This is a genomic window from Bradyrhizobium sp. CCBAU 051011 (assembly GCF_009930815.1).
In the GTDB taxonomy this organism is placed as follows: Bacteria; Pseudomonadota; Alphaproteobacteria; order Rhizobiales; family Xanthobacteraceae; genus Bradyrhizobium.
Genome location: NZ_CP022222.1, coordinates 5,369,425 through 5,394,146 on the forward strand (window position 1 = coordinate 5,369,425; position 24,722 = coordinate 5,394,146).

Genomic DNA, 24,722 nt, shown 5'->3' on the forward strand with positions numbered 1-24,722 from the left:
GTTGATCGTCCCCGATGACTTGCGTTCTAGCGAGCCTTTGCCATGGCGCCGCGCACCACCTCGGCGATGCGCTCGCCTGGCGTGTCGGCGTCAAGACCGCGCACGAATTCACCTTCAGTGTCCATCAGGTAGAGATAGGTGCTGTGGTCCATGACATAGTCTTCGGCGCCCGGCCCGCTCTTACGAGGTTCATAATAGACCCCATACTCTTGGGCGACGGCAGCGATCTGTTGCGGCGTGCCAGTGAGTCCGACGATCCTCAAATCAAATGACTGGGTGTAGTTCCCCATGACCGTCGGCGTATCGCGCTGCGGATCGACGGTAATGAACAACGGTTGGAGCTTGTCGGCGTCGGGGCCGAGCTTCTCGAGCGCGGCGGAAATCTCAAGGAACGCCGTAGGGCAGCTATCGGGACACGAAGTGAAGCCGAAATAGACTAGAAGCCATTTCCCACGGTAGGTCTGTTCCGTGACCGTTGCCCCATCAGGTGAGGTTAGTGTGAACGGGCCGCCGATCATGACCGGCGAGTTGGCTGCACGCACGAGCGGTTGGCTCAACACCAAGGCGGTGGCGACAGCAATCCCGAAAGGGATTGCTCGTCCGAGGACCGAAAATATGGGATGGCGACGCATCAAATGCCTCCCTGCGGCGGCGGTGCTTAGCCGCCACAAACTTCTCTCCCGTTTCAGCGGGTATTTCTTAGACGATTTTTGCTCTCAAGCTTCATAAGCTTTGCTTAAGGTCTCGCAAAGCAGTTCTGATTTTCCTAACCCCTGCAAATGGCGGTTAGCTCTCGACGAATTCCTGCGGATATCAAAGATCAACACCAAAGATCAAGAAAGAGTGCTGTGATGACTGGCTTAGCTATGAAGTGGCTGATCGGGGTGTCGTCGATGGTCGCGGCGGTAGCAACGCCGCTCCCGGCGCAAGCCTACGAAGCGGGCCCGGTCGCCGGCGGCGGATCGATCACCGGCAAGGTCGTGTTCAACGGCCCCCCCGGCACCCGCAAGGTCATTCCGACCAAGGACATCGAGGTGTGCGGCGGTCCCTACGAGGAGACGCTCATTCAGGTCGGGCCGGACAAGAGCGTGCAGAACGCCGTCGTGTATCTGGCCGATATCGCGAAAGGAAAAGCCTGGCCGGAGCAAGCCAAGAAGCCAGAGATCGACAACAAGAAGTGCAAATTCGAACCTAGCATTCAGGTGATACGCGTGGGCGGGCTGGACGTCGTCAATAGCGATCCGATGCTCCACAACACGCACGGCTATTACGGCAAGCGCACCGTGTTCAACCTCGCTCTGCCCAACCAGGGTCAGCGAATTCCCGTCGAATTGCCGCGGCCGGGCGAGGTGCGCATCGACTGTGACGCGCATGGCTGGATGGAAGCGTTTATCTATGTCGCCGACAATCCCTACTACGCCGTCACCGGCGCCGACGGAAAGTTCACCATCTCCGACGTTCCGGCCGGAACCTACAAGCTGGTGGCGTACCAACCTTTCACCGGCCCGAACGAGCAGACGGTGACCGTTGCGGCGGGGAAGTCGAGCGATCTGAACATCGAACTGAAGAAGGGCGCCTCGGCGGTTCAAGGCGGTTCCGGCGCGAAGTAACGGACTTCTGCGGCTCGACCGGCGACAATCGAGCCGAAGGAACAAGAAAATCTGGCGAGGTGGCAAACAACCAGAGTCGCCTAGTGGAGAGGAGCAACGCTGTAACGACCAATCGCAAGGGAGGAAGCCCATGTCCGAGCTTGAGCGCGACCGGCGTGAAATAGCTGCGGTACTCCAACAGCCCGGAGTGCGTCCTGACCCCTCGCTGCGGATTACCCGGCGCACCTTTGTTCACAGATCATGTCTCGTCGGAGCCGCGACCGTAGCCGAGACCTTCGCCTGGTGGCCGCTGCTCAACACTCTCGATGTCGCTTATGCGGCCGAGGCGCCATTCAAGTTTGCCTGGATTTCCGACACCCATCTCTATCCGAAATCCCTCAATACGCGCTTCGTCGAGAAGACGGTGCGTGCCGCCAAGGAGGTGCAGGCGATGAGTCCGCCGGCCGACTTCCTGATTTTCGGCGGCGACCTGGCCCAGCTTGGCAAGGTCGAAGAACTTGAGCTCGGTGTGGAGATCCTGAAAGAAATCAACATCCGCAAGGTCTACATTCCGGGCGAGCACGATTGGTACCTCGACATGGGTAAGAAGTGGGGCGAACTGTTCGGTCAGCCTAACTGGACATTCGACCATAAGGGCGTGCGCTTTGTCGGGCTCGATACCGTCAGTCGCGGTCCGGACTATTGGACGGCGAAGAAGATGAGTCCCCAGGAGCGCATGGGTCACATGGCCACGCTCGACGGCACCGTCGCTGGCCCGTGGGCGGGCGTCGGCCGCGATCAGCTCGACTGGCTGCAGAAGACGCTTGCCAATTGGGACCGGAACCGGCCGGTCGTCATCTTCAGCCACAATCCGCTCTACGAGTACTATCCGCCGTGGAACTTTTGGGTGCGCGACTGGCGCGAGGTGAACGAGGTGCTCAAGCCCTACACCAAAGTCACCAACATTCACGGTCACACGCATCAGGTGCTCTACAACGAGATCGGCACCATGCGTTCGATCGGCATGCTGGCAACCTCATGGCCTTGGCCTTACGCCCCGGAGGGGGTGCCGAAGCTTACAAAGCCGATGATACGGGTCGACCCTGGTGATCACTTTGACGGGGTAGGTTGGGCGAAGATCGACGTCAGCGCCGAGGACAAAGTCGACGCCGAATACGTAATGTGGCGCAAGCAGGTATACGCGCAGTCTCCAGATGACTATGCGAAGAGCATTCCCGAGGTTTTGCGGCCCCGGATCGCTGACAGTATTTGGCCATATTAGGAGGAATGGGCATGACCGCGTCGACAACATGCCGTTTCATTCTGTTCCGCGCTGTCCCAGCGGTAGCACTTGCCGCCCTGGTCGGCCCTGCGGGTGCGCACAAGGATCCGGTGACGCCGCAGCTGCTGAACTCCTACCAGCAAGTGTTCATGGAGCAGGTTCGCAAAGGCGACCTGCTGTTCCACGGCGATGCAGCAACCGAAGAGGCGATGGGTGTCGTGTTGTCCAAAACTGGAATGGCATGCGCTATGTGCCATCCCATGACGGCCGATACCCACCCCGCCACGTTCCCGAAGTTCCAGGCGCAGATGGCCAAGTTCGCGACGCTGCGCGACATGATCAATTGGTGCATCGAGAAGCCCAACCAGGGAGAAAAGATCGCCGATGACTCGGACGCGATGAAGGCTTTGGAAGCGTATATTTACTGGTCGCAGAGCGGCTCGGTGTTGAACCCGGGCAAGTTCTGATTTCGATGCTGCGAAGCGGAGGCTTCTAGCGCGCGTCATTGCTGTCGAAGGTGCGCTGACTGAGAACAGGAGAGAACGCATTATCAGACAAGCAAAGGGCAATGCTCCATGGCGGAAGTGCTTCCTGCAGAGAGATTGCACGGCAGGTTCGCCGGCATCAATCTGGATGATCTGGTCGACTGGGTGGTGGTCCGAACCTGGCTTTATTTCGGAATGTTCTGGCTCCTTGTCACACCATCGATCGGCGTCGCCCTCTCAAGCCTCTTCAATCATCCCGATTATCTCGGAAACGCAATAGGGCTCACCTTCGGCAGGCTGCGGCCTGTGCACGTCAACGGCGTCATCTTCGGCGCCTTTTCGACGCTGTTCATCGGCGAATGTTACTATCTTGTGCCGCGCCTGTGTGGCGTCCGCGTGGTCTGGCCGCAACTGGGCGTTCCGCTGGCCTGGCTATGGAGTATCGCCGTTTTCGCCGGTCTGGTGTCGCTGGCATTCGGCCAGAATCACGGTCTCGAAGCCGGCGAGCTTCCGCTGTTCGCTGAAATCCCGATCTTCATCGTCGTTGCCACGGTGACCGCGCAATTCCTGATCACCATCGGGCAGCGACTGGAGCCGCCGCTTTATGTTGCACTTTGGTACCTGATCGCCACCTTCATCTGGACGACGATGAATCTCGTACTCGGCAGCTTCATCCTGCCGTACACGATTTCCGGAATCAACAGCGCGGCGTTCCACGGTCTCTACATCCACTACATCGTCGGGCTGTGGCTGACGCCGGCCGGCTATGTGCTGATCTACTATTTCCTCCCCGTTGCCGCGCGCAATCCGCTGTTTGCGCACAAGCTCTCTTTGGTCGGCTTCTGGTCACTCGCCCTGTTCTATCCCTTCGTCGGCATCCATCATTATCTCTACAGTCCAATTGCCGACTGGGCCGAAACGCTGGCGATCATCACCTCGATGCTTCTCATCATTCCGGTGTGGACCGTGCTGGTGAATTTCTTCGGAACAATGACGGGCAAGTGGCACGAGTTCGGGCGGAACCTGCCGGCTAAGTTCCTGATCATGGGCTCTCTGATGTATCTCGTCGGGTGCTTCCAAGGCTCGACCGAAGCCTTGCGCTCAATCCAGCAGCCCACCCACTTCTCCGACTTCGTCATCTCCCACTCGCACCTCACCGTATTCGGGACCTTCGTGGTCTGGGCGATGGGAGGTCTGGTCTATGTCTGGCCGCGGGCATTCAAGCGTGAATTGTGGTCCTTCAGGCTTGGCAATTGGTCATTCTGGCTGATTACCGTCGGCATTGCCACCATGGGCCTAGTGCTAACCGCCGCTGGCCTGCAGCAGGGCTTTCAGTGGATGAGCGGCACCGAATGGCTTGATACCGTAGTGTGGATGCAGCCCTACTGGCTGGTGCGCACGATGTCTGGCATCAGCATGGACATCGGCATGTCTCTCTTGGTCATCAATTTGGCAATGACGGCGCTGACCAGTCAGGTCGTGGCCCCGGCGCCGGCGATTGAGCCCGGAGTGATCCCGGTTGGGAGGCCGGCCGAATGAGCGCGCATGACGACGGCACTCGGCCGCGTGGTGGAGAGGGCGAAAGCCGTGCCGCCCGGTGGCGGGCCTGGTTGCGCTGGCGCTGGAAGCCTGAAGCCATTAGCGCGCGCTTTGTCGCACTGGTCGCCGGCATCATCTTCTTCTTCCTCGCCGTCCTCACCCAGGGCGTTCTCCCCTTCATCGAGCCCTCAGCCCGGACTACCGAGGTGACTGCCGTCGTCCGTACCGACTACGGCCAGCTTAAATGGATGCTCAGCGACGCCACCGATTACACGCCGACGCAGCAACTCGGCCGCCAAGTCTATCTGCGCGAGGGCTGTTGGTATTGTCATTCGCAGTATGTGCGCCCGGTAACCGGCGAGACGCGCCGCTGGGGCCCGGTGAGCGAGGCCGGCGAATACGCCTATGATGTGCCGCATCTGTTCGGCACCCGGCGCATCGGGCCGGACCTGACCCGGGTTGGGCTCAAATACAGCAACGAGTGGCATTTGGCCCACTTCTGGAATCCGCGCGAGCTATTGCCTGACTCGATCATGGCACCGTATCGGGCACTGTTCGAAACACCCCGGGAGCCAGTCAAGATCGTCGATGACGGGGCCGGAAATCGCACGCTGGAAAATAATGCCATCACGCAAAAGCTGTTCGACTTCGAAAGCAAGGTGCAGATCAAACTCACGCCGAACGCCGGCGGGCTGCTGTTCGTCCCGTTGGAAGCACGCGATAAGGCACCGGCGATCCTGATCCCGAACAACGAATATATCGGCAATACGGTTACGATCGCGGCCGAGACGAAAGAACTCGAAGGTCTGATCGCTTATCTGCAAAAGCTCGGCATGAACCGTGGCAAATGGCGCGACGTGTTCGAGCCGCAGCAGCTTGAGGTGACGCAGGCCACGCTGCCGCGCTCTTCCGAGTGGATTGACTATGGCCGGGTTGTCTATGAGCGGCGGTGTGTCGGCTGTCATGGCGTCAAGGGCGACGGGAACGGCCCCGCGGCGACGTTCCTGTATCGGCAGCGGCCGCGAAGCTTTGCAGCGGCGGTCTTCAAGTTTAGGCTGACCAAGGAACCTGTCCCGACCGACGGCGATCTCTTGCGCACGATCACTCGGGGCGTGCGCGGCACCGCCATGCCGCCCTGGTATGAGCTGCCCCTGACGGATCGGCTCGCGGTCATCCAATACATCAAATATGAGCTGGCGGTCGATCGCTCCGATCCGGCGAAGCCGTATTCGTTCTTCATCGAGGAACCGCCGGGCGCTCCTTTGTACATCCAGCGGCCACCGGCCCCGTCGCAGCAGATCCTTGCCCGCGGCAAAGAGGTCTGGCGGATCGCCAAATGCTGGGAGTGCCACGGCAATTCCGGCAAGGGCGACGGCGAAAAGGCTGCTGGCTTGAAGGACGATCTCGGCTTTCCGATCCCGCCCGCCGATCTAACCACCGGCCAGTTCAAGTCGGGTCCGGCGGTCGAAGACATCTTCCGGACCATGACGACCGGGTTGAGCGGCACGCCTATGCCTAATTACCGCGACTCGCTGCCCGAGGAAGACCGCTGGGCGCTCGCCTATTACGTGCTCTCGCTTTCCGCCTTCACGGATCCCATCACGGGCGAGCCGCTTCCTATCACATCCGCCGATCGCACTGCGCTCAACGACCCCAAACTGCAAGCGGACACGCCGGACAAAGCCTATATTCCGAACGGGCGCGCGCAGAGGACCGGCGGCTCGAAGGCGGCGCGTGGCAGTTCGCGTGGGGAGGCCGCGGCCAAACAACCTTGAGCGGCCGCCAAGGAGAATGAACCATGATCACCAATTTCGAGATCGTCGGCCCCTATCTCGCCGCGTTGATGATGAGCCTCGGCGCGGTCTGCATCTTCGTTTGGGGCGTGTTCTCGGGCGCGTTCCACGGGGCAGACGAAGCAGCTTTACGATTCTATCAAAGGGAGGTCGGCGATGACGGACCTGCAGCAGAGCGACCCGGAAAGCCCGACGCACCCCAAGCTGGAGGTGCGTGAGAGTTCGCCTCCGGAATTGGAGGAATATGCTGGCGGCACCATTCAGGCCCGCGTTGGATATATCCCGGTGTGGCTGCTTGTCACCTACGCGGTCCTGTTCGCCTGGGGCCTGTACTATATGTACGCCTATTGGGGTGGCGTTGGGCCGGGGCGGCCTGGTTAGGCGGCCGGCTGAAGCTGGGACTTGTTAGAATCTTGTTAGAATAGGCAGAACGGACATGCTGGCAGCGAAGATTGTTCTCGTGGTCGCGGGCCTGAACCTGCTGTTCCTGGCGGCTGAGTTGACTATGAACGTGGTGCTGATTTCCCTGCGCTGACGGAGGGACCATGTTGGAACACACCGCTTTCTTGTTGGCTGATGCAGGCCCATCCCAAGTCGTCGCCTTCCTGATCTACGGGATCTGCACCGTCGGCTTCTGCGCCTGGCTGATTTACCTCGTTCGGGAATAGGGGACAGCGCGGCTAAAGCTTGCGGTGATGAGTAAACAGGGCGTATGCGATGACCGCCTATATTGTCATTTTCGCAGCGGGGTTCGCCGGCAGTTTTCACTGCATCGGTATGTGCGGCGGGTTCGCTTGTGCGCTCGGCCGCGATCCGCAGGGACCTGGCGCGACAGTTCTGCGTCATCTGCTGTATAATACAGGTCGATTGACGACCTACTGCTTTATCGGCGGACTTGCGGGCGCCCTCGGTCAGCTCATATGCACGCCGCAGGGAACGACAGTCCCGCTGCTGAGCGGTTCGCTTGACAGCGGTCAGCGGATTCTCGCGATCCTCGCCGGGCTGCTGATGATCGCCATGGCGCTGCAGTTTTTTGGCCTGCTGCCGCGCCTGCATCGCATCACGACAGGCTCCGGCAGCACCCTCGCGACATCCCTGCGCAGCCTGTTGACGGCGCCGGGACATGCCGCCCCGCTCGCGTTTGGCGTATTCAATGGCTTCCTGCCTTGTCCGCTGGTCTACGCCTTTGCCGCGCAGGCGGCGAGCACGGCCGGAGCGTTGCCGGGCTTTCTCACCATGGCAGCGTTCGGGCTTGGGACCTTCCCCGCAATGCTTCTGATGGGCGGCGTCGGCCGAGCGCTGGCGCCGGCGTGGCGGCAGCGCGGCGTGTGGCTGGCCGGCAGTTGCATTCTGCTCCTCGGTCTCGTCACCGTTGGCCGCGGCATCCTGCCCTTCGCCGTGCACTTCGCGCATGGTTGGACAGAACCAGCATGACGGCCCAGGACCGTGCGCTGTGCAGCCACTGCCTGTTACCCATCGGGCGGCGGGCGATGCGACGCACGGTAAACGGTGAGGCCTGCGCATTCTGCTGCTACGGCTGCTGTATCGCCTACCAGGTCAAGCACGGCAAAACCGAGGAATGGGAGGCCGCTTGGCTGCTGATCCGGCTCGGTGTCGGCGGCTTTCTCTCCATGAATATCATGCTGTTCAGCCTGCTCCTGTACAGCGACGCCTTCAGCGGCGCGGATGCCGAGATGCTTCCCTGGATTCATCTCTTGCTCTGGCTATTTGCCACGCCCGCGGTGATCATTCTCGGCGGACCGTTTCTGCGCGAGGCGTGGCTCCACGGCATGGAGGGACGCCTGACCTCCTCGGCTCTCATTGTGCTCGGCGTCGGCGCCGCCTACCTTTATTCCGCTTTTGCCACCATCGAGGGCAGCCCGCAGGTTTACTTCGATACGGCCACCATGGTGCTGATGCTGTTCACCGCGGGCTACTATCTCGACGCCGCCGGGCGTGCACGGGCGGCGCGTGACCTGCAGCCGCTCTTGGCCGCGGAAAGTGAGTGGGCCACCGTCGTCATTGGCGATGGAGAGTACCGCCGGCCGGTGCGCGAGGTTGACGCGGGTGTGCTGGTTCGAGTTCGGCCGGGCGAACGCATTCCCGTCGACGGCGTGATCATGGAGGGCGAATCGCACACCGACGAGGCCCTGATCACAGGCGAAAGCCGGCAGATCGCCAAGGGCGTCGGCTCGCATGTGATCGCCGGCAGCATCAATCTTGACGGGCCGCTCCTGATCCAAAGCAGCGGCGTGGCAAACGCGACCCGCTGGGCGCAGATTTGTCGATCAGTACGGGATGCATTGATCCGCCGCAGCCCGAGCCAGCGTCTCGCCGACAACATTGTAGGCGTCTTCGTGCCGATTGTTCTCGTGCTGGGCATTGGAGCGTCGGTGTACTGGGCGCGGCATTTGCCGTTCGACCGTGCGCTATTGATCGGTCTTGCGGTACTGGTGGTGGCCTGTCCCTGCGCGGTCGGGTTGGCGGCACCGATGGCCACCTCGCTGGGCATTGGACGGCTGGCCCGATACGGCTGCCTGGTGCGCGACCCGGCCGCGCTTGAGGCGCTGGCGCGCATCCGGCTGATCGCCTTTGACAAGACCGGCACGCTCACCTCGGGTCAGGCGCGCGTTGTCTCTATCGACAGCGATGGAACCAGCGCCGATGTGGTGCTCGCGCAGGCCGCCGGACTGGAGCGCCATTCCGAGCACGGCTTGGCTCGTGCTATAGCTGCAGCGGCAGCTGCTCGTGGACTCGAGCCAGTCGCCATCCACGACGTTCGAGTCGTGCCGGGGCGTGGCATCCGTGGCAAGTCGGACGGCCGGATCGTAGCGGCAGGCAGCGCCGCATTGATGCGGGAGTTGGGTTGGTCGCTGACGCCAAATCTGGCTGATTACGGGAGACGGCGTGAAGCGAGCAGCCATTCCGTGATCTATGTCGGCTGGGGCGAGCGGGCATATGCTGTGCTTTCACTTGACGATACGCCGCTGCCGGAGGCGCGCTCGACCATCGAAGCGCTGCGCCGCCGTGGGGTCCGCGTGACGTTGTTGACCGGCGATCTTCCGGCAGCCGCAGTGCGGATTGCCGCTGCGGTCGGAATTGAGAGCGGCGATATCGAGGCTGGCCTGACACCCGAGGCCAAACGCGCGGCGCTGGAACGCCGTCGGCATGCCCATGGCATGGTAGCGATGGTCGGCGACGGCCTCAATGACGCGCCCGTGTTGGCCGGAGCCGATGTCGGGATCGCCGTCGGTTCGGCGACGGACCTTGCTCGCGAGGCTGCAGCAGTCGCGCTCCCGCCCGGGGGGCTACGGACGCTGCCGTGGGTGATCGACGTCGCTCGCGCAGTTCGCGCGACCATTCTCACCAACCTGGCCTGGGCGTTCGGTTACAATTTCATCGCCATTGGGCTGGCGATGGTCGGAGTCCTCCAGCCAGTGCTGGCGGCGGCAGTGATGGCCGGCTCAAGCATTATCGTCGTCCTGAATTCGCTGCGGCTGGAGCGGCTACCCGAGCCAGCTCCATCCGCCGCGGCGGAGAGCACTCCTGCACCTCGCAGCACGGCCACTTCAAATCAGAAAGCTGCATAGCCGAAGGTGTCACGCGTAAAGGCGGTGTACCAGCTTTGCGCCTCGCGTGCGGCCTGGTGGCGGGTTTCGGCGCTTTCGTGCACCTGGCTGACGAAGTTGTCGACGATCTTGATCGTTCCGGCCGCGGGCTTGAAGCTGATAGCATTGCTCACTGCATCGTCGGGACTAAGAAAAGTATAGCAGGTGTTGAATAAATGAGGTGGTTGGCGTTCGGACCCGGTCAGCGCCGCGATGATGGCAAACGCGCAGGCCTTGGCCTGGCTATTCGCAACGAACGCCGATTTCGGCATGTCGCCAGCACTGCTCGCATCGCCCACCACATGGATTCCCGGCTGTAGCTTTGATTCGAACGTTATGGGATCGATCGGGCACCAGCCAGATTGATCCACGAGGCCATTTTGCTGCGCGAACTGGCCGGCCATTTGCGGGGGTATAACATTTGCAACCGCGGCCTTGAATGTCTCGCTCGCAGTCTTGACGGATCGCTCCTTCACGTCGATGGCCTTTATTCCACCGGTGAATTGGGCAGGTAGCCATTCGATCATACCTCGATAGTGTCGCTCCCACGCATCCAGAAATAGATCCTGCGCGTTGAAGCTATCTTTCGCATCGAGGATCAGGATCCTCGAGCGCGGCTTATGCTGTTTGAAATAATAAGCAATCAGAGAGGCACGTTCGTATGGGGCGGGCGGACAGCGGAACGGGTTAGGGGGCGCGACGAGCACGAAGACGCCGCCATCCTCCATGCTTTCGAGTTGCCGTCGCAACAGCTGCGTCTGTGAGCCCGCGTTCCAGGCATGCGGGATGACCTGCGTTGCCGCCTCGTCATACCCTGCGAGGGCCTCGTAATTGAAAGCGATGCCAGGGGCAACGACGACTCGGTCGTAAGGCAATTTTGGACCACTCTTGAGCCCAACGGTTTTTGCGACCGGATCGACCGCTGCCACGGAGTCATGAACAACATTGATGCCATATCGTTGCGCCAGCGTCTCATAGCCATGCGTAAGCGACTCGAGCGAACATAGCCCGGCGATATAAAGGTTGCTGAAAAAGCAGGTCGTATAGTTCGGATTTGGCTCAACCAACGTGATCTCGATCGTTCGCGCGCTGGCGGCCAAGTACTTGGCGGCCGTGGCACCGCCGATGCCGCCGCCAACAACGACAACCCTCGCCTTGGATTCGCTTGCAGCCAATCGAGGGCCGAGCCCTGCAAGGACTATTGCTCCGGTCGAGCGGCCGAACTCTCGACGCGTCCAGGACTTCATGGCCTAACCTGCTTGTTCAGAGCTGCGAGATGGCGCGCCACGGTTGCGATTTCTTCATCACTGAGCGATAGGGCGATGGCGCGCATGATATGGCTTGGGCGCTCGTGCGCTCTGTACGCAAGCATTGTGCGGGTGAGCATCTTCGGACTCATGCCAAGGATCGTCGGAATACCACCATCGCCGCCATCCAGACGATGGCACGACGCGCACATCGCGGCGAGTTGGGCTCCACCATCGCGGTCCGCTGCCTGGCTGGGATCGGCGACAGTAATGAACGAAGCAGCAATGGAAGCGGCGATGATTTTGCGCATGCTGAGTCCGGCTCCATCCCCGTGTCTGCGATCGCCGATCCCTTTGCTCATGGCGTGAAAGGAGCATGGCAACATCACTACAACATCATTAGGCGACAGTGAGCTGGTGCTCCAACACATAGACGCCGCCGCCATCCTCTTCCCAAACGAACTCGAGCCGACCGCTCTCCGTCGCGCGCAAGTAGAATTCGATAAACGGATTCGCCGCCATGGCTTCGTGGAGATCGACGCTGAACACCACGACGCCATTGTGGCGACAGGTAAACTTGTTGATGATCTTGCGCGGGATGGCGTTGCCGCGGTCATCGTGCCGCAGCCCGGTCTCCATCTGATGGCTGATCAGCGTCTTGACCGGAAACACTTCACCGGTCGCGGCGGATCTTGGCACTTGCACACGGGGTGCCGGAGTGAACATTCCGCACCTCCTTCCGTCACTTGCATCCGTTGGTTGCGACCTCGACCCAGCTTTCTGTCATCAGCAATGTACCGTCGTTCATCTCCGCAACCGCCAGAACATATTGCGGTTCGGCAAGGCGAATGCGTGCCGACACGCGGGGCTCGCTGCGTTGTGGGACGAAATGAAAGGTGGCGACCTCAATCAGCGGGTTTCGTGGCGCCAGCACAGAAACGTGCCTGACGTGATCGGCTTCCGTCATGGGACTATCGATCGCGAGCGTAAGCGGCACTGTGTATCCATTCGGAAAGGTCCGCGGCATCACCAGATGCAGACGATCCGACGCGGTCGGGGTTTTTCCAGTCAGTCGCTTAACGATATCCACCACGTCATCGCTGGGCGGCTGTGTCGAGGCGAGAACGGCGCTCGCAAATCCGGCGCTCCCCGCAACGGCGGCGGTCAAGATGGTTCGGCGCGTAACGCCAAGTGGTTTTGTCTTCAACGCGAGATCCTCGCTACCGATAGGCGGAACTCTCCAAGCGGGCGCTCGATATTTCTGACGTTAAAATCTACCATGGGTGCTCCCACAAAACGACTCCTGGGCCTGCGACTGTAGGCGCGGCCGAGGGCGCCGTGTGCGCGATCGCGATCGGCTCAGAATTCCATGTCGCCGCGATGGTGGTCGTGGTCATGGCCCGGCAAAGGTGGAGGCGGCGGCGTCGGCAGCTCGGCAACCATGGCCTCAGTGGTGATGAGCAGGCCGGCGACCGAGACTGCGTCCTGCAGCGCGGTGCGCACCACCTTGGTTGGATCGATGATGCCCCTGGAGACCAAGTCGCCGTACTCGCAGGTCTGGGCATCATAACCCCAGTTGTACTGCTCCTTCTCCAGGATCTTGCCGATCACCACCGAGGCGTCGTCGCCGGCGTTTAGTGCTATCTGGCGCGCTGGCCAACCGATTGCCTTCTTGACGATGTCAACGCCATGCTTCTGGTCCTCGTTGGCGGGCTTTACCCGGTCGAGCACCTTGGCGGCGCGCAGCAGCGCGACGCCGCCGCCCGGCAAAATACCTTCCTCGACCGCGGCGCGCGTTGCATGCATCGCGTCGTCGACGCGATCCTTGCGCTCCCTCGCGTCGATCTCGGTTGCCCCGCCGACATGGATCACCGCCACGCCGCCGGCGAGCTTGGCGAGCCGCTCCTCTAGCTTCTCGCGGTCATAGTCGGAGGTGGTCTCCGCGATATGCTTCTTGATCTGGTTGATGCGGGCGTCGATGTCCTCCTTCTTGCCGGCGCCGCCGACGATCGTGGTGCTTTCCTTGTCGATCAATACCGTTCTGGCGCGGCCGAGCATGTCGAGCGTGGCGTTCTCAAGCTTCATGCCGAGATCTTCCAAGATGGCGGTACCGCCGGTAAGGATGGCGACGTCATGCAGCATCGCCTTGCGGCGATCGCCAAAGCCGGGCGCTTTCACCGCCGCGACCTTGAGGCTGCCGCGCAGCTTGTTGACCACGAGGGTGGAGAGTGCTTCTCCTTCGACTTCTTCGGCGATAACAAGCAGCGGTTTACCCGTCTGCGCCAGGGCTTCCAGCAGTGGCAGCAGTTCACGCAGGTCCGAGAGCTTCTTCTCATACACAAGGACGTAAGGATTCTCCATCTCCACCCGCATCTTGTCGGAATTGGTGATGAAGTAGGGCGAGACATAGCCGCGATCGAACTGCATGCCCTCGACCACGTCGAGCTCGGTCCCGAGCGACTTCGCCTCATCGACCGTAATCACGCCCTCGTTGCCGACCTTCTTCACGGCCTCGGCCAGCAACCTGCCGATTTCGGCATCGCCATTGGCGGAGATGGTGCCGACCTGAGCGATCTCGTCGTTGGTAGTTATCTTCTTCGAGTTTCTCTTGAGATCCTCGACGACCGCCTCGGCCGCAAGGTCGATGCCGCGCTTCAGGTCCATCGGATTCATGCCGGCGGCGACTGCCTTGGTGCCTTCGCGAACGAGGGAAGCCGCCAGCACGATTGCAGTGGTTGTGCCGTCACCGGCGACATAGGAGGTCTTGCTCGCGACCTCGCGCACGAGGCGCGCCCCCATGTTCTCGAATTTGTTCTCGAGCTCGATATCTCCGGCGACCGTCACACCGTCCTTGGTAATGCGGGGTGCGCCAAACGACTTTTCCATTACGACGTTGCGGCCCTTGGGCCCGAGCGTCACCTGCACCGCGTTGGCGAGAATGTCGACACCGCGCAGCATGCTTTCACGCGCCCTGCCGGAAAATGCGATTTGCTTGCCTACCATGGATGGTTCCCGATTTGACCAGGTGACCTCGCGGGCGCCGCGGGCGTTCTAAGTCCGAATTTGCGGTCCTCCCTTGCTTGCCCGCACAGCAGCGACCCTCGGAGCGTGCACGTGTGGCGCGCTTGCGCTGGTGATTTCAACCCGCACGATTTCAAGCCATCCAATGTTTTAAGCTAGCGGCCAAAAAGCCAATCAAATTGCTTTGCCGCGGCATTAAGAATATCTTATCGGGGTGATCACGACCCGGCAGCTATGTTATCTTGATGCGCTTGCCCGTCATCAGCATTTCGGACGAGCCGCGGCGGAGTGTTGTGTCAGCCAGCCCGCTCTTTCAATGCAGATCCACGAACTGGAAGGGCTTCTCGGCATAGAGTTGATCGAGCGGCGTCCGGGCGCGCCGATGTTCACCGAACTTGGCATCGAGATCGCGCAACGCGCCGGAGTGATCCTTGGTGCAGTGCGCGACCTGACAGACCTGGCTCAACATAGAGCCAAGGTGCTGAGCGGAACGTTGCGCCTTGGCGTCATCCCGACGCTGGCGCCGTATATATTGCCGCGGTTGCTGCCGCAACTGGAACTCGGGTATCCCGATCTGCGCCTTGATTTGGTGGAAGCGCAGACCAAGGTGCTGCTCGCGGATCTCGAGCGTGGCGCTCTCGAAGTATTGTTGCTGGCGTTGCCGCTCAAGGCGGCCGCGGTTGAAGTTTTCCACCTCATGAGAGACCGCTTCCTCTTTGCTGTACCAGCCGACGACCCTCTTCCGGAAACGGCGCGCGTGACGCCCGGCGAGGTGAAGAAGCGTAAGCTCATTCTGCTCGAAGAAGGCCATTGTCTGCGGGATCAGGCGCTCGACTATTGTGTCAAGGGGCGTTGGACTGTGGCCTCGAGCCTCAGTGCAACGAGCCTTGCAACGGTCATGCAGATGGTGGCGAGCGGATATGGCGCCACGCTAGTTCCAGAAGTCGCGGCCGATGTCGAGTTGCGCGACGACCGAGTGAAGCTCCTGCGTTTTGTCGAACCGCAACCCGGCCGCAGTATCGGGCTTGCGTGGCGCCGGACGTCTCCACGCAAGGCCGACTTCCTGGCACTTGGTCAGATGGTGAAGAGCGCGCTGGACGCACCCATCCGGCCGCAATGTGTCCGCCACGAGCACACGGGCCTGCGAACGAAAATCCAGTGATTCTGATTTAACCAACGCGCCTTTTCGGGGATTTCCGGTAACTTGCAAACATGAAGGCGGCAAGATACGCAAGGCATCGTGGCATGGTGAAGGCTCGGCTGCGGATTCCAGCGATGGTAGCCAACCGCAGAAGCGACTAAGCTAACCGGCTTCATCGATCCAGATGTAGCTCCTCGCGCGCCTCAAGGAGGCGGGGTTCCATCCTTCCGCAAGGTGCAGCCATGGTCGTGGCAGCAACTTTCCGAACTTTCATTGCCGAAAATAATGAGCGATAATCAATAAGCCGGCCGCGGCGGCAAGTGCCGAGCGGACGGAATCGGTGCACGAAGATGGTAAAGGCCGATGCCTGAGCGAACGTACAGTCGAGGCAGCGATATCGATGCCACGAGAGCAAGCGCTCGTTTGGCCGGCCTCGACATCGACATCATTCACCGGCAATCGCCGACTGGTGATTGGGAGCAGATATCAATCAACCTGCGGGCAACGCCATCCTTCGAAGCGCTCGGGTCCTCGTTCGAGGCGGCTAACCCTTTCACGTTTTGGGTGCAGGCCACGCGATTCATGTGGATGCCGTGGCTGCTCACGGCGCAGACGATGATGCTGCCGGCAGGCTGGCCGCGAACGCTCCCGAGCGTCGTCCACCCTGAGCAAGAGGCGCCGACGGCTAACGGTTAGCGAGCCAAAGGATCAGGGAAAGGATCACGCTGACCAGCAGCGATGTTGCGAGCGGGATATAAACGCGGAAGTTGTCGCGCTCGATGACGGTGTCGCCGGGCAACCGGCCTAAGCCGATCTTGTTGATCACTGGCCATAGCAGCCCAAGCGCAACGAGCGACAAGCCGAAGATGATGAGGAGACGCGAGATCGACATTGCGCCGAGCCTACGATCACAGTGGGCGAGCCGATTGAGGGAGAGCAAGCCGGATTTGGCGTGCTGCTGTGACCGCGGTCCGTCGTGCGGCTCGGATGAGTCAGTATAGCGTTTTCGAGCGAGGTGGACACACGCAGTTGGGCAGGCTGACACCAATGATTGCCCTGTTCACGGATTTTGGGTTGCACGGCCCGTATACGGGTCAGATGAAGGCGGTGCTGCACCAGATGGCGCCGCGCATTCCCGTTGTCGACCTCTTCGCCGATGCGCCAGTCAGCAATCCCAAGGCATCGGCGTATCTGTTGGCCGCCTATGCTGCATGGTTTCCGGCACGAACCGTCTTTCTCTGCGTTGTCGATCCCGGCGTCGGCGGGACGCGGCCATCCATTTTTGTCGAAGCCGATGGCCGCTGGTATATCGGCCCCGGCAACGGCTTGTTTGAGCTGATCCGGCGCAGAGCCCAAGAAACGCGCAGCTGGGACATCGACTGGAAGCCGAAGCATCTCTCGGCCAGCTTTCACGGGCGCGACCTCTTCGCCCCGGTGGCAGCCATGCTGGCGCGCGGTGATCCGCCCCCCGGCCGGCCACGTCATGATGGCGCAGATCGCAGGGCAGACTGGCCGGATGACCTCTGCGAGATCGTTTACGTCGATCACTACGGCAATGCCATGACCGGGCTGAGGGCGGCTATGCTGCCGCCCGGCGCAAGGCTGACCGCGGCAGGTCGGGTTCTGGACCGCGCGAGGACCTTCAGCGATCTGCTGCCAGGCGCGGCCTTCTGGTATGAGAACTCCAACGGGCTTGCCGAAATTGCCGTCAATCAGGGGCGGGCGGACCGCGATCTCGGGCTTGCCATCAGCGGTACCGTCGAGATTGTCGCATGAACAAAGGCCTGCCGCTTTGACCCGAAGGCAACATTCGACCAAACAGCGCCCTCATCCGCATCGGCCGAAGCCGCCGGAGCGCCGCGACAAACCGCAGGCTAGCGCTAACAGGCGCCTTGCGGAGCAGATCCGCAAGATCCTGCGCAAACACTACATGAGCAAATACCGGGTGCAGTGAAATCGCGAAGTCTGAACTTTGAAGCAAGCACTGGGGTGCTACTTTGCATGGGGTTGTTTTCGAGAAACGGCTCTTCAGTCTATACAAATTTGAAGCGGCCGCTATCGGGCCGGCCAAAAAGCCGAGCAACTACACAGAGCACGACTGGTCCGCTCCCGGAACGACATTCCGGAATCTGCGCATTCGCAAGATTTCTTGCTCCATCATTGCCGAAACTACGATCGCACTTGTGTAGCTCTAGGCGCGGGCAGGGCAGCACGTTACTTTGTCTGAGCTTAGTGGATCGACAAGAAGGGTAGGAGTAGGTGCAACATCGCGGTATTGCAAGAACCCATTCGGTACTGCGACGTCGTACGGGCGAGGCGCAGCATCGCTGAAGCACGAACGGCGATCCGCTTAAGCACTTGAAATGAAAGGAAAATGCCTCGACTGTCAGCTTGAAACTTCTGTCGGCCCAAAAATCAGCTATACCGGACGAGACGATAAAGTGAAATAATATCAATATGTTAGGTCACAAATTTTGCATTGCACCCATGATGGATTGGACCGGGACATCTCAAAAAACGAAAGCGCAGTCAGCACTTAAGCCATGTCTCGATTGGTCATGTCGTACCAAATGAAGTACCGCCGCTAGTTCGGAGCTTCGATGAGCAAGCGATTTCGCGCTCCTGCGTTTGTTGAGCGGCTGCAGCGCAGGGCAGGGTAATATGCTATCCGCCCGGCAGCTGCTGATGCGGCTCCGTCGCTGCATGCAAAGCATGGCGGCGCTATCGCTTCCATTTCGTATTTGCCTGGCGCGCTTTCGGTGCGCGTCCTGTTTTTGCTCGATTGCTACCGCTGCACTACCTCCACTCCCGGCGGTGATGTTGAATAGTCTGCAATAGGGGAATTCATTCGTTCGCAGGCTTTTGACGCTATTCGAGCGATCACAGTCCGACACTTGCTGAACGAAAAGCCGGACCGCTCAGCACACATGTGCATCGTGGTCCGGCTTAGATCTGGCGTCACTGAACCACATCAAGCCGCGGCAACATCGGCTGGCCAATGGCAAAGCCGCGCACGCGCCTTGATGTGTCTCAGAAGGTACTGCGTGTCGGCGACGGCTACTTCTTTTTCTTCTTGCCGGTCGCCTTCTTCGCCTTCTTCGCTTTCTTCGCTTTCTTAGCCACGTTGCCCTCCGCAATCCCAAGATTGGTTCAATGCAAGTCGACCCTCGACGTGCATAAATACAGAGTACACCACAATTGCAAAATTGATACTGCGCGCTTCGAAGAAGGTAAACGGCGGTAAACCATCGCGCGTTGCAGGTGAGCGAACCACGATCCGTCGGAGCGATAACTGGACATGGCTTGTTGCCAAGCTGGAGAATATCCGTGACGAGATTGACACGGAGCCATGCCGCCAATGGCAAGCAGCTTGGAGGTGATGCGATCTTGCTCGGAGCTAAGCGTGCTCCTTGATCAGAGCGCCCGTCATGTTGGTGGCAACTCTGTCTAGGTCGCGCTGATAAAGGCGGGGGGCTGGAGTGGCGCCTAGGTCGTTAAATCCATCATTTCTTTTCTGGCGGCCTCAACTCGAGCGTCCAGATATTTGGCTAGATCCAGAAGATGGACGCCCTTTGCACATTTCTGGCTTGTTTCCATTCGGACTAGAGGAATTACTATTTCACCTGCGCTGACCTTCTGCACCAGCTTGGTCGGATTTAGGTGTGAAAAATAATCCCGACAGACGTCCTCGATCGGGATGATGGCCTTACCTCCATACTGAGCCATCAAAAGAAACGCAGTGTTCATTGAGCCACTTTCCATTTTGACCAGGGCCAAGCAGTGCTTTCACATCTTGTGCGCGGGCAATCGAACATTGGCCTTAACTGCTCGGCAGCCGGCATCAAACTAGAAAACTCTCCGCCTTGGCAGATCCTTTTCCGTTGGGGGCGGTATTTGGCTTTCCTAGCGTAATAAAGGGAGGCCCGGCTCGTGCGGCGGCAATAGCATCATGAGGTTGTCAGGTGAGCTGAAAGAGCCACTCTTCCGTTCTAAGCCCGGCAGGACTCGAACCTGCAGCCAGAACGTTATGAGCGGCGGGATAACGATCGGCTTCGTTGATGTTGCTGTCTTTTTGTCCCAATCCGATCGCGTACGTTGCGCTTCGGTTGGGTCGTTTCTGGTGCGAAACTGGTGCGGTCACGCCTGCTCGTGCAGACGAGTCGGGATTGACATCTATAGGTCTCTATCGCCGAACTCTTTTCAGGATGATCATCGAGCGGATCGACTTGGCCCTCTCAAGGCTGAAACAGGGGTTCGATTCCCCTAGGGAGCGCCAATGATTTCAAGCACTTCTGGAATTTCGCGAGTTTCGGTCCAAAGCTGGGTAAGCGCCGCGTAAGCAGTCGCATTGGCTTCGGCGCGATAATTCGATTTTCCGGGTATTTTCCAGCGAATTAGTTGTCCTTTGAAATCAGGCAAAACTCTCGATCCGCCGATAATTGAAATTCCCCTTTTATGGGGTGCGCAACTTGAGGCGCATTGCCGAATTTTGTGAGTTGCCAGATTTGGCCCGTGATCGTGTCCAATAGATATTGATCGCCCCGAAGCAGTGGCTGAGTTTCTACGCCGATCGGCTGCAGAGGTATCCGAATTGCTATGACTGCTTTGGTCTGTAACGATGAGCGAGGGGCCCGAAGCACGTTGGACGGGAGAGCAATATGACGATCTACATTTCGCAAGGGCGCTATACTGCGACGGCGATCCGCGCAATGACGGCGAAGCCGGAAAACCGTTCCGAAGCGATCGCCGAGATGCTCGCCGCCGCCGGCGGTCGTCTAGGTACCTCACGCTGGGACGGTACGATTGGCTGATAATAGCCGAGGCACCCGATGAGCGTACCCTAGTTCGGCTGTACTTGCCGCAGCAGCTGGCGGAAGCCTGTCAGACATAACTACGACCGTGGCACTCTCGGCCGAGGATACAGTGAAGGCTTTCGGCCAGGCGGGTGAGCTTTCTAAGAGGTTCAGATCGGCCGGAGCCGACTATTACGGGGTCCCGGTCGAGTTGGCTCAAAACCTGTAAAACGCAAAAAACCGACAGCAACGACGATGGAATACCCAACGAGCGCCTCGAAGCATTTCTGAAGGGGGCGTGAGCGGGAGGGATCGCTCTAATAACCAGCGGGACCTAACTTCGGCTCTGGGTCAATCGCGTCATCTTGGTCGTCGGCCGACTACTTCCGGTCTTCCCCTAACTGCGGACATCACGCTTCGGGACCACCACTTCCGAAAAGTGCCATGAACGGAAGTGCCCGGTCATTCGATAACCTTGCCGCGCGCAGTGATTGCCCCTCTCATTCGGGGCCACTGGATGGCGGTACCATTGAAGCCTAGGGCTGCTTGTCCGCGGGCGCAGCGAGTACGGCGCCGCCATCCGCACGACCGACTTTCGCTCTGTCAAATACCTCGTCCATGATTTCTCGGACGGTGCGGGCGCAGCGACCGCACCGAGCTCTGCAGCCAAGGCAGCTGTAGACATAGCTGGTGGTTCGGCGCGTCGCAGTCTTGGCGACAGTTCGCACATCGGTGTCGCTTAGGACGTTGCAGGAACAAACGATCATCGGAAGCCCGCTAGCTGAGATATCTGCTTTGCCCCTGAAAGCGGACGTTCAACGATGCGGCGACGATGTGTGTTTTGTGCCAGAAGCGGAAGTGGGCAAGCTTTATTCACTCGCTTCGTCGGCTTGCGCGACCATCGTCCCAATCACCCGCCACGATCGCCTGATAGTCGCTCGGCTGATAGGGCGCGAACAGTTCCTTCAGCGGTGCAAAGATGCCGCGCTTGCGCAGGGGGTTGGCGCCGAAGTCGCGGAGAAGCTCATCGTGGTAATACAGCATGTGCAATTGAAGACGGGCGCCGCGGGCGGCGCTGAAGGGCATCCACCCTCGCTTCCAGACCCTCAGTTGCGCGATCTCCGCCAACATGGCTTCCCGGCCAGGAAGGCCAAAGCGCCCAGCGATCAGCTCAGCCAACCAGCGCGCTTGCAGGCAATAGGTGAGAATGTTGAGAAAGGTCGACGTGCGACCGATGAAAATCAGGTTCGGCAGGTCGGGATGCAGCATGTGACGGTAGAGATAGAAGCCGTCCGCGTCCGTACCGAGGGTTTCCCGTGCTTCGTTGGAAAGAAAACTGTAATCGCTGTTCCAGCCGGTACCGAGGACCACGCAGTTAACCCTGAGCGTGTCGCCATCTCGCAGGGCGATGCCATCGCGGGTAAAGGCAGCGATCTCGGTGCGGTGCGCCACAATACGGCCCTGGCGGATCAGCCTGTACAGCTCGGGGCGGGGCAACATGGTGGCTTCGCCAAAACAGTCTACGTCCACGGGCTTTAGTGGCACCAGGTTCTTACCGTTCGCGATCCTGGTCCCGAGACCCCACTGGATAAAGAGAAGGCATTCCACGAGCCGCCAAAAGCTCCACACGAGCGGCTTACCCAGACCATGCAGCCAACGCACCACCGGTGTCGGACGCACGTAGGGCGGGGCCAGTGCACCGGTGAATCGGCTCAGCATGCCCCATTTGAAAGGCAGGATTCCGGCGAGGTTGCGCGGCACCGGCCAGTGCGGTTCGCGAAGAACAATGTGAACGTCGTCGGCCACTGCCGCCGCTTCCAAAGCTGCATCCGTGGCGCTCTTGCCGTAGCCGAGCACGGCTACGCGTTTGCTGTCGAGCGGCGCGCGGGTCTTCACCTGCGAGATATGCAGGACCTCGCCCTCGAATTCCTGCTGACCGGGGATATCGGGCAAGTTGGGAACATTGGAATAGAGACCGGTTGCAATCACCACGAGGTCGAAGTCTTCGTGATGCAGCCCACCACTCTCCTCTATGGAGACGGTCCAGCCCGGCGTACCGTCGGATCGTGGGGTCAGCGCCATCACCTGTGCCCCGAGGCGAATGTGCGAGCGGATCTGGAATCGATCGGCATAGTCCTCCAGGTATTTTTGGAAGATGGGACCCGGCGTGAAATTTGGAGTGCCCTCGGGCAGCGGCCAGTCCGGGAATTGGTAGAGCTCCTTTTGGACCTGGACACCAAAGTTCGAATAACCGTCCGCCCAGACCCCGCCCAACCGTTCGGCGCGTTCGAAGATGGTGCAGTCGAGCCCTTCAGCCTGAAGGGTCTTCGCGGTGGCGAGTCCGGCAACTCCCGCCCCGATGATTCCAACGTGCTGTACGCCCCTCAGGTCCACGTGCTGGTGTCCTACTCCTGGCTCGGTGTCCGCTGACGAGCCGGCCGTGGTCTATCGCGCCGTGCGCCGCCCTGGGACCAATCGAGCAACCAGGTAGGCGATCGAACCAAGGACCCAGAGGGCAAGGACCCAGGCCCCAAAGAGAGTCCAGAGGGCGAAGGCCCAAAGACCATAATAGAGTCCGATGGCTCTGCCGCCTGTCGTACCGTTGGCCAAAGCGCACACTGCCTGCTGTCGGTAAAGGTAGATGCCGTGCAGCATCCCCAGGATGGCACCAAAGGCGCTTCCAAGCCAAAGGAAGTAGTCCATGCCAAGTCCCTATGCCGAGGGCCTTCGACTACAGTCGACGCCGAAAGATTAGTCCGATGTTCTCGATGAGTCCATCTGACTGCCGGAGCGCGCAGATGTTCCGACCGTGTTGGTCTGCGACTTCTGTTCCGGGTCTTGGCCGTGTAAAAACGGTTTCGGAGATAAGCTATCCAGAGGGCCGGAACGGGTGTGTTTCAGGCCACGATCGCAGCGATCAGTGGCCTGATTCCAATGATATTCATCGCGCGTGTCAGATTATAGGCCAGAACCGAGAGTGCCATTTCGGCGGCTACTTTCGGAAGCGTTTTGGTCAGGAAGTGCGTCGCCCCCATGCGGGCCTTCATCGTGCCGAACGGATGCTCGACTGTCTCTCGGCGCTGGCGCATGGCTTGTGGATTTGCATCAAGGCGCTGCTGCACAGCTTCGAGCAGATGCTCATGCTCCCATCGCGGAATCCGCCGCTCTGGCCCCGTCGTGCACTGGGATTTGAGCGAGCAGTTCTGACAGGCTGTGGTTCAGTAGCGCCTAATCCGCTTACCATCTTCCTCGCCCGTAAAGCGATATAGCAGCCGCTCGCCAGCGGGACAGCGATAGGCGTCCTCCTCCGGTAAATAGATGAAGTCCTGCTTGCCGAAGCGCCCATCTGACTTGGCACCCGACGTCTGCGGCTTGGGCAGAGTGCGGCGGCCGAGAGCGCGCGGGTCAACGATCTGATAGCGATGATCATCAGGCCTATGGCTCTCGATCCTGGTCGGCGTCGACCGTCACCGCGGCCCGCAGAACGGTTGGTGTCGGAGATAGGAGAGATAGGACCAAGAAAATCGATGTCCGCCGACTAAGAGTTGTAATCATAGCATGCTCCGTCGTTGCCGCGCTTGTCTGCAAGCAACCCCGTAGCAGCATCCTAAAAACAGTCGGCGTGCGGGTACTCGGTCTTGGGTCCTGGCAACACGGACGGAGTCGTTGCTTCAGAGCATAGACGGATTGACGAAACCTCGGCGTGTCGAGGGAGGCAGCCGATATGTGGCAGGCGCTCGGCTCAATCGCCGGCGGCACCTGAAGCTACGTTTGCCAACTATTGCCTGCAGAGCGGCTCGCGTTGTGCAAGCGGTCGGATGTCCGGGGTGGGTCAATCGCGTCACTTTGACCGTTGGCCGTCTACTTCCGGTCCTCCCTTGATTGTGTTGCAAAAGTCGATTTTCGCCGATGACCAAAATTCCGCGGGCCGCGGGCGCGACTTTCGTGTACAAGATGTGAGGGACCTCACGGCCTCACGCAAATTCACAGGCGACTTCGGTAACGCGATTGAGGTCATGCGACTGAGCAATCGCTCGCTGCTTAGTGTTTTCGCGAGAAATCTTGAGCCCAGCAACTTTCGACTTTTGCAACAGTATCCCCTTGGAAGCGGACATCGTCAGGGTCGGTCGCCATGTCTCAAAGGGGCCGATTGTGTTGCAGAACTCGATTTTCGCCGATGACCAAAATTCTGCGGGCCGTGGGCGCGACTTTCGTGTACAAGAT

General features: G+C 60.1%; 25 protein-coding genes, 1 tRNA gene and 1 pseudogene. 16 read left to right on the top strand and 11 right to left on the bottom strand.

The window, feature by feature from the left end; all coding sequences use genetic code 11:
- Positions 1 to 26 precede the first annotated feature (26 nt).
- Positions 27 to 632, bottom strand: a complete 606-nt coding sequence (locus ACH79_RS25025; protein ID WP_161853369.1) for an SCO family protein — start codon at positions 630 to 632, stop codon at positions 27 to 29.
- Positions 633 to 851: 219 nt separating this feature from the next.
- Between ACH79_RS25025 and ACH79_RS25030 the strand changes: the two genes are divergently transcribed.
- The 10 genes from ACH79_RS25030 to ACH79_RS25070 all read left to right on the top strand — a co-directional run bounded on the left by ACH79_RS25030 (position 852) and on the right by ACH79_RS25070 (position 10,278).
- Positions 852 to 1,610, top strand: coding sequence for a carboxypeptidase regulatory-like domain-containing protein (locus ACH79_RS25030; protein WP_246738099.1), 759 nt, complete (start codon positions 852 to 854; stop codon positions 1,608 to 1,610).
- 130 nt (positions 1,611 to 1,740) lie between these two features.
- Complete coding sequence (locus tag ACH79_RS25035; RefSeq protein ID WP_161853370.1) at positions 1,741 to 2,871, top strand: metallophosphoesterase; 1,131 nt, start codon at positions 1,741 to 1,743, stop codon at positions 2,869 to 2,871.
- 11 nt (positions 2,872 to 2,882) lie between these two features.
- Entirely contained in the window at positions 2,883 to 3,338 is a 456-nt protein-coding gene (locus tag ACH79_RS25040; protein ID WP_246738100.1) for a c-type cytochrome, read from the top strand.
- A 108-nt stretch (positions 3,339 to 3,446) separates the two neighbouring features.
- On the top strand, positions 3,447 to 4,895 hold the full coding sequence (locus ACH79_RS25045; RefSeq protein WP_161853372.1) for a cbb3-type cytochrome c oxidase subunit I: 1,449 nt from the start codon (positions 3,447 to 3,449) through the stop codon (positions 4,893 to 4,895).
- Positions 4,892 to 6,670: a cbb3-type cytochrome c oxidase subunit II gene (locus ACH79_RS25050; protein WP_246738101.1), complete on the top strand. Its 1,779-nt coding sequence runs from the start codon at positions 4,892 to 4,894 to the stop codon at positions 6,668 to 6,670. The genes ACH79_RS25045 and ACH79_RS25050 overlap by 4 nt, the downstream gene beginning before the upstream one ends.
- Before the next feature lie 23 nt (positions 6,671 to 6,693).
- Positions 6,694 to 6,906: a hypothetical protein gene (locus ACH79_RS25055; RefSeq protein ID WP_161853373.1), complete on the top strand. Its 213-nt coding sequence runs from the start codon at positions 6,694 to 6,696 to the stop codon at positions 6,904 to 6,906.
- Positions 6,845 to 7,069, top strand: coding sequence for a hypothetical protein (locus ACH79_RS25060; RefSeq protein ID WP_161853374.1), 225 nt, complete (start codon positions 6,845 to 6,847; stop codon positions 7,067 to 7,069). The genes ACH79_RS25055 and ACH79_RS25060 overlap by 62 nt, the downstream gene beginning before the upstream one ends.
- Before the next feature lie 164 nt (positions 7,070 to 7,233).
- The gene (locus tag ACH79_RS44805) at positions 7,234 to 7,356 is read left to right on the top strand and encodes a hypothetical protein (RefSeq protein ID WP_256380269.1); all 123 of its coding nucleotides are present in this window, start codon (positions 7,234 to 7,236) and stop codon (positions 7,354 to 7,356) included.
- 49 nt (positions 7,357 to 7,405) lie between these two features.
- Positions 7,406 to 8,122 (top strand): sulfite exporter TauE/SafE family protein, encoded by a 717-nt coding sequence (locus ACH79_RS25065; protein WP_161853375.1) that lies wholly within the window; start codon positions 7,406 to 7,408, stop codon positions 8,120 to 8,122.
- The gene (locus ACH79_RS25070) at positions 8,119 to 10,278 is read left to right on the top strand and encodes a heavy metal translocating P-type ATPase (RefSeq protein ID WP_246738102.1); all 2,160 of its coding nucleotides are present in this window, start codon (positions 8,119 to 8,121) and stop codon (positions 10,276 to 10,278) included. The genes ACH79_RS25065 and ACH79_RS25070 overlap by 4 nt, the downstream gene beginning before the upstream one ends.
- Here the strand turns inward: ACH79_RS25070 and ACH79_RS25075 are convergent.
- From ACH79_RS25075 to groL, 5 genes are all read right to left on the bottom strand, one after another.
- Positions 10,263 to 11,543 (bottom strand): NAD(P)/FAD-dependent oxidoreductase, encoded by a 1,281-nt coding sequence (locus ACH79_RS25075; protein ID WP_161853376.1) that lies wholly within the window; start codon positions 11,541 to 11,543, stop codon positions 10,263 to 10,265. The two genes, ACH79_RS25070 and ACH79_RS25075, sit on opposite strands and share 16 nt — an antisense overlap.
- On the bottom strand, positions 11,540 to 11,854 hold the full coding sequence (locus ACH79_RS25080; RefSeq protein ID WP_246738103.1) for a c-type cytochrome: 315 nt from the start codon (positions 11,852 to 11,854) through the stop codon (positions 11,540 to 11,542). The genes ACH79_RS25075 and ACH79_RS25080 overlap by 4 nt, the downstream gene beginning before the upstream one ends.
- 88 nt (positions 11,855 to 11,942) lie before the next feature.
- On the bottom strand, positions 11,943 to 12,269 hold the full coding sequence (soxZ, locus tag ACH79_RS25085; protein WP_161853377.1) for a thiosulfate oxidation carrier complex protein SoxZ: 327 nt from the start codon (positions 12,267 to 12,269) through the stop codon (positions 11,943 to 11,945).
- Positions 12,270 to 12,285: 16 nt separating this feature from the next.
- Positions 12,286 to 12,570 (bottom strand): thiosulfate oxidation carrier protein SoxY, encoded by a 285-nt coding sequence (locus ACH79_RS44135; RefSeq protein ID WP_246738709.1) that lies wholly within the window; start codon positions 12,568 to 12,570, stop codon positions 12,286 to 12,288.
- Between the two features lie 332 nt (positions 12,571 to 12,902).
- Positions 12,903 to 14,546 (bottom strand): chaperonin GroEL, encoded by a 1,644-nt coding sequence (groL, locus tag ACH79_RS25095; protein ID WP_161853379.1) that lies wholly within the window; start codon positions 14,544 to 14,546, stop codon positions 12,903 to 12,905.
- Positions 14,547 to 14,778: 232 nt separating this feature from the next.
- Here groL and ACH79_RS25100 point away from each other — a divergent pair, with 232 nt between their 5' ends.
- Both ACH79_RS25100 and ACH79_RS25105 read left to right on the top strand, forming a co-directional pair.
- Positions 14,779 to 15,726 carry a LysR substrate-binding domain-containing protein gene (locus ACH79_RS25100; protein WP_161853380.1) on the top strand — a complete coding sequence of 316 codons (948 nt, stop codon included), beginning with the start codon at positions 14,779 to 14,781 and terminating at the stop codon, positions 15,724 to 15,726.
- A gap of 402 nt (positions 15,727 to 16,128) precedes the next feature.
- The gene (locus ACH79_RS25105) at positions 16,129 to 16,401 is read left to right on the top strand and encodes a hypothetical protein (RefSeq protein WP_161853381.1); all 273 of its coding nucleotides are present in this window, start codon (positions 16,129 to 16,131) and stop codon (positions 16,399 to 16,401) included.
- Here the strand turns inward: ACH79_RS25105 and ACH79_RS25110 are convergent.
- Entirely contained in the window at positions 16,391 to 16,597 is a 207-nt protein-coding gene (locus tag ACH79_RS25110) for a DUF2905 domain-containing protein (protein WP_371419271.1), read from the bottom strand. The genes ACH79_RS25105 and ACH79_RS25110 overlap by 11 nt on opposite strands.
- A 155-nt stretch (positions 16,598 to 16,752) precedes the next feature.
- On the opposite strand from ACH79_RS25110, the gene ACH79_RS25115 reads away from it, so the two are divergent.
- Positions 16,753 to 17,481 (top strand): S-adenosyl-l-methionine hydroxide adenosyltransferase family protein, encoded by a 729-nt coding sequence (locus ACH79_RS25115; protein ID WP_161853382.1) that lies wholly within the window; start codon positions 16,753 to 16,755, stop codon positions 17,479 to 17,481.
- Positions 17,482 to 18,703: 1,222 nt separating this feature from the next.
- Positions 18,704 to 18,949, top strand: coding sequence for a hypothetical protein (locus ACH79_RS25120; RefSeq protein WP_161853383.1), 246 nt, complete (start codon positions 18,704 to 18,706; stop codon positions 18,947 to 18,949).
- A 242-nt stretch (positions 18,950 to 19,191) separates the two neighbouring features.
- Here the strand turns inward: ACH79_RS25120 and ACH79_RS25125 are convergent, their stop codons facing one another.
- Positions 19,192 to 19,452, bottom strand: coding sequence for a pyocin activator PrtN family protein (locus tag ACH79_RS25125; protein WP_161856547.1), 261 nt, complete (start codon positions 19,450 to 19,452; stop codon positions 19,192 to 19,194).
- Between the two features lie 464 nt (positions 19,453 to 19,916).
- On the opposite strand from ACH79_RS25125, the gene ACH79_RS25130 reads away from it, so the two are divergent.
- Positions 19,917 to 19,981 (top strand) — tRNA-Glu (locus ACH79_RS25130).
- On the opposite strand, the gene ACH79_RS25135 is transcribed toward ACH79_RS25130, so the two are convergent.
- Positions 19,969 to 20,124: a hypothetical protein gene (locus tag ACH79_RS25135; RefSeq protein WP_161853384.1), complete on the bottom strand. Its 156-nt coding sequence runs from the start codon at positions 20,122 to 20,124 to the stop codon at positions 19,969 to 19,971. The genes ACH79_RS25130 and ACH79_RS25135 overlap by 13 nt on opposite strands.
- Before the next feature lie 239 nt (positions 20,125 to 20,363).
- On the opposite strand from ACH79_RS25135, the gene ACH79_RS44140 reads away from it, so the two are divergent.
- Positions 20,364 to 20,516 (top strand): GYD domain-containing protein, encoded by a 153-nt coding sequence (locus tag ACH79_RS44140; RefSeq protein ID WP_246738104.1) that lies wholly within the window; start codon positions 20,364 to 20,366, stop codon positions 20,514 to 20,516.
- An 855-nt stretch (positions 20,517 to 21,371) separates the two neighbouring features.
- Here the strand turns inward: ACH79_RS44140 and ACH79_RS25145 are convergent.
- Positions 21,372 to 22,892, bottom strand: a complete 1,521-nt coding sequence (locus tag ACH79_RS25145; protein WP_161853385.1) for an NAD(P)/FAD-dependent oxidoreductase — start codon at positions 22,890 to 22,892, stop codon at positions 21,372 to 21,374.
- Positions 22,893 to 23,395: 503 nt separating this feature from the next.
- A pseudogene (locus ACH79_RS44150) lies at positions 23,396 to 23,881 on the bottom strand (transposase); the annotation flags it as partial.
- Between the last annotated feature and the right edge of the window lie 841 nt (positions 23,882 to 24,722).

Excerpts from the sequence above, each read along its gene's own strand:
- ACH79_RS25125 (WP_161856547.1), bottom strand. The coding sequence starts at position 19,452 with ATGAACACTGCGTTTCTTTTGATGGCTCAGTATGGAGGTAAGGCCATC.
- ACH79_RS25075 (WP_161853376.1), bottom strand. The coding sequence starts at position 11,543 with ATGAAGTCCTGGACGCGTCGAGAGTTCGGCCGCTCGACCGGAGCAATA.
- ACH79_RS44140 (WP_246738104.1), top strand. The coding sequence starts at position 20,364 with ATGACGATCTACATTTCGCAAGGGCGCTATACTGCGACGGCGATCCGC.
- groL (WP_161853379.1), bottom strand. The coding sequence starts at position 14,546 with ATGGTAGGCAAGCAAATCGCATTTTCCGGCAGGGCGCGTGAAAGCATG.
- ACH79_RS25080 (WP_246738103.1), bottom strand. The coding sequence starts at position 11,854 with ATGCGCAAAATCATCGCCGCTTCCATTGCTGCTTCGTTCATTACTGTC.
- ACH79_RS44135 (WP_246738709.1), bottom strand. The coding sequence starts at position 12,570 with ATGCCGCGGACCTTTCCGAATGGATACACAGTGCCGCTTACGCTCGCG.
- ACH79_RS25065 (WP_161853375.1), top strand. The coding sequence starts at position 7,406 with ATGACCGCCTATATTGTCATTTTCGCAGCGGGGTTCGCCGGCAGTTTT.
- ACH79_RS25120 (WP_161853383.1), top strand. The coding sequence starts at position 18,704 with ATGGCAAAGCCGCGCACGCGCCTTGATGTGTCTCAGAAGGTACTGCGT.
- ACH79_RS25060 (WP_161853374.1), top strand. The coding sequence starts at position 6,845 with ATGACGGACCTGCAGCAGAGCGACCCGGAAAGCCCGACGCACCCCAAG.
- ACH79_RS25025 (WP_161853369.1), bottom strand. The coding sequence starts at position 632 with ATGCGTCGCCATCCCATATTTTCGGTCCTCGGACGAGCAATCCCTTTC.
- soxZ (WP_161853377.1), bottom strand. The coding sequence starts at position 12,269 with ATGTTCACTCCGGCACCCCGTGTGCAAGTGCCAAGATCCGCCGCGACC.
- ACH79_RS25045 (WP_161853372.1), top strand. The coding sequence starts at position 3,447 with ATGGCGGAAGTGCTTCCTGCAGAGAGATTGCACGGCAGGTTCGCCGGC.
- ACH79_RS25050 (WP_246738101.1), top strand. The coding sequence starts at position 4,892 with ATGAGCGCGCATGACGACGGCACTCGGCCGCGTGGTGGAGAGGGCGAA.
- ACH79_RS44805 (WP_256380269.1), top strand. The coding sequence starts at position 7,234 with ATGTTGGAACACACCGCTTTCTTGTTGGCTGATGCAGGCCCATCCCAA.
- ACH79_RS25035 (WP_161853370.1), top strand. The coding sequence starts at position 1,741 with ATGTCCGAGCTTGAGCGCGACCGGCGTGAAATAGCTGCGGTACTCCAA.
- ACH79_RS25055 (WP_161853373.1), top strand. The coding sequence starts at position 6,694 with ATGATCACCAATTTCGAGATCGTCGGCCCCTATCTCGCCGCGTTGATG.
- ACH79_RS25070 (WP_246738102.1), top strand. The coding sequence starts at position 8,119 with ATGACGGCCCAGGACCGTGCGCTGTGCAGCCACTGCCTGTTACCCATC.
- ACH79_RS25110 (WP_371419271.1), bottom strand. The coding sequence starts at position 16,597 with ATGTCGATCTCGCGTCTCCTCATCATCTTCGGCTTGTCGCTCGTTGCG.
- ACH79_RS25030 (WP_246738099.1), top strand. The coding sequence starts at position 852 with ATGACTGGCTTAGCTATGAAGTGGCTGATCGGGGTGTCGTCGATGGTC.
- ACH79_RS25115 (WP_161853382.1), top strand. The coding sequence starts at position 16,753 with ATGATTGCCCTGTTCACGGATTTTGGGTTGCACGGCCCGTATACGGGT.
- ACH79_RS25040 (WP_246738100.1), top strand. The coding sequence starts at position 2,883 with ATGACCGCGTCGACAACATGCCGTTTCATTCTGTTCCGCGCTGTCCCA.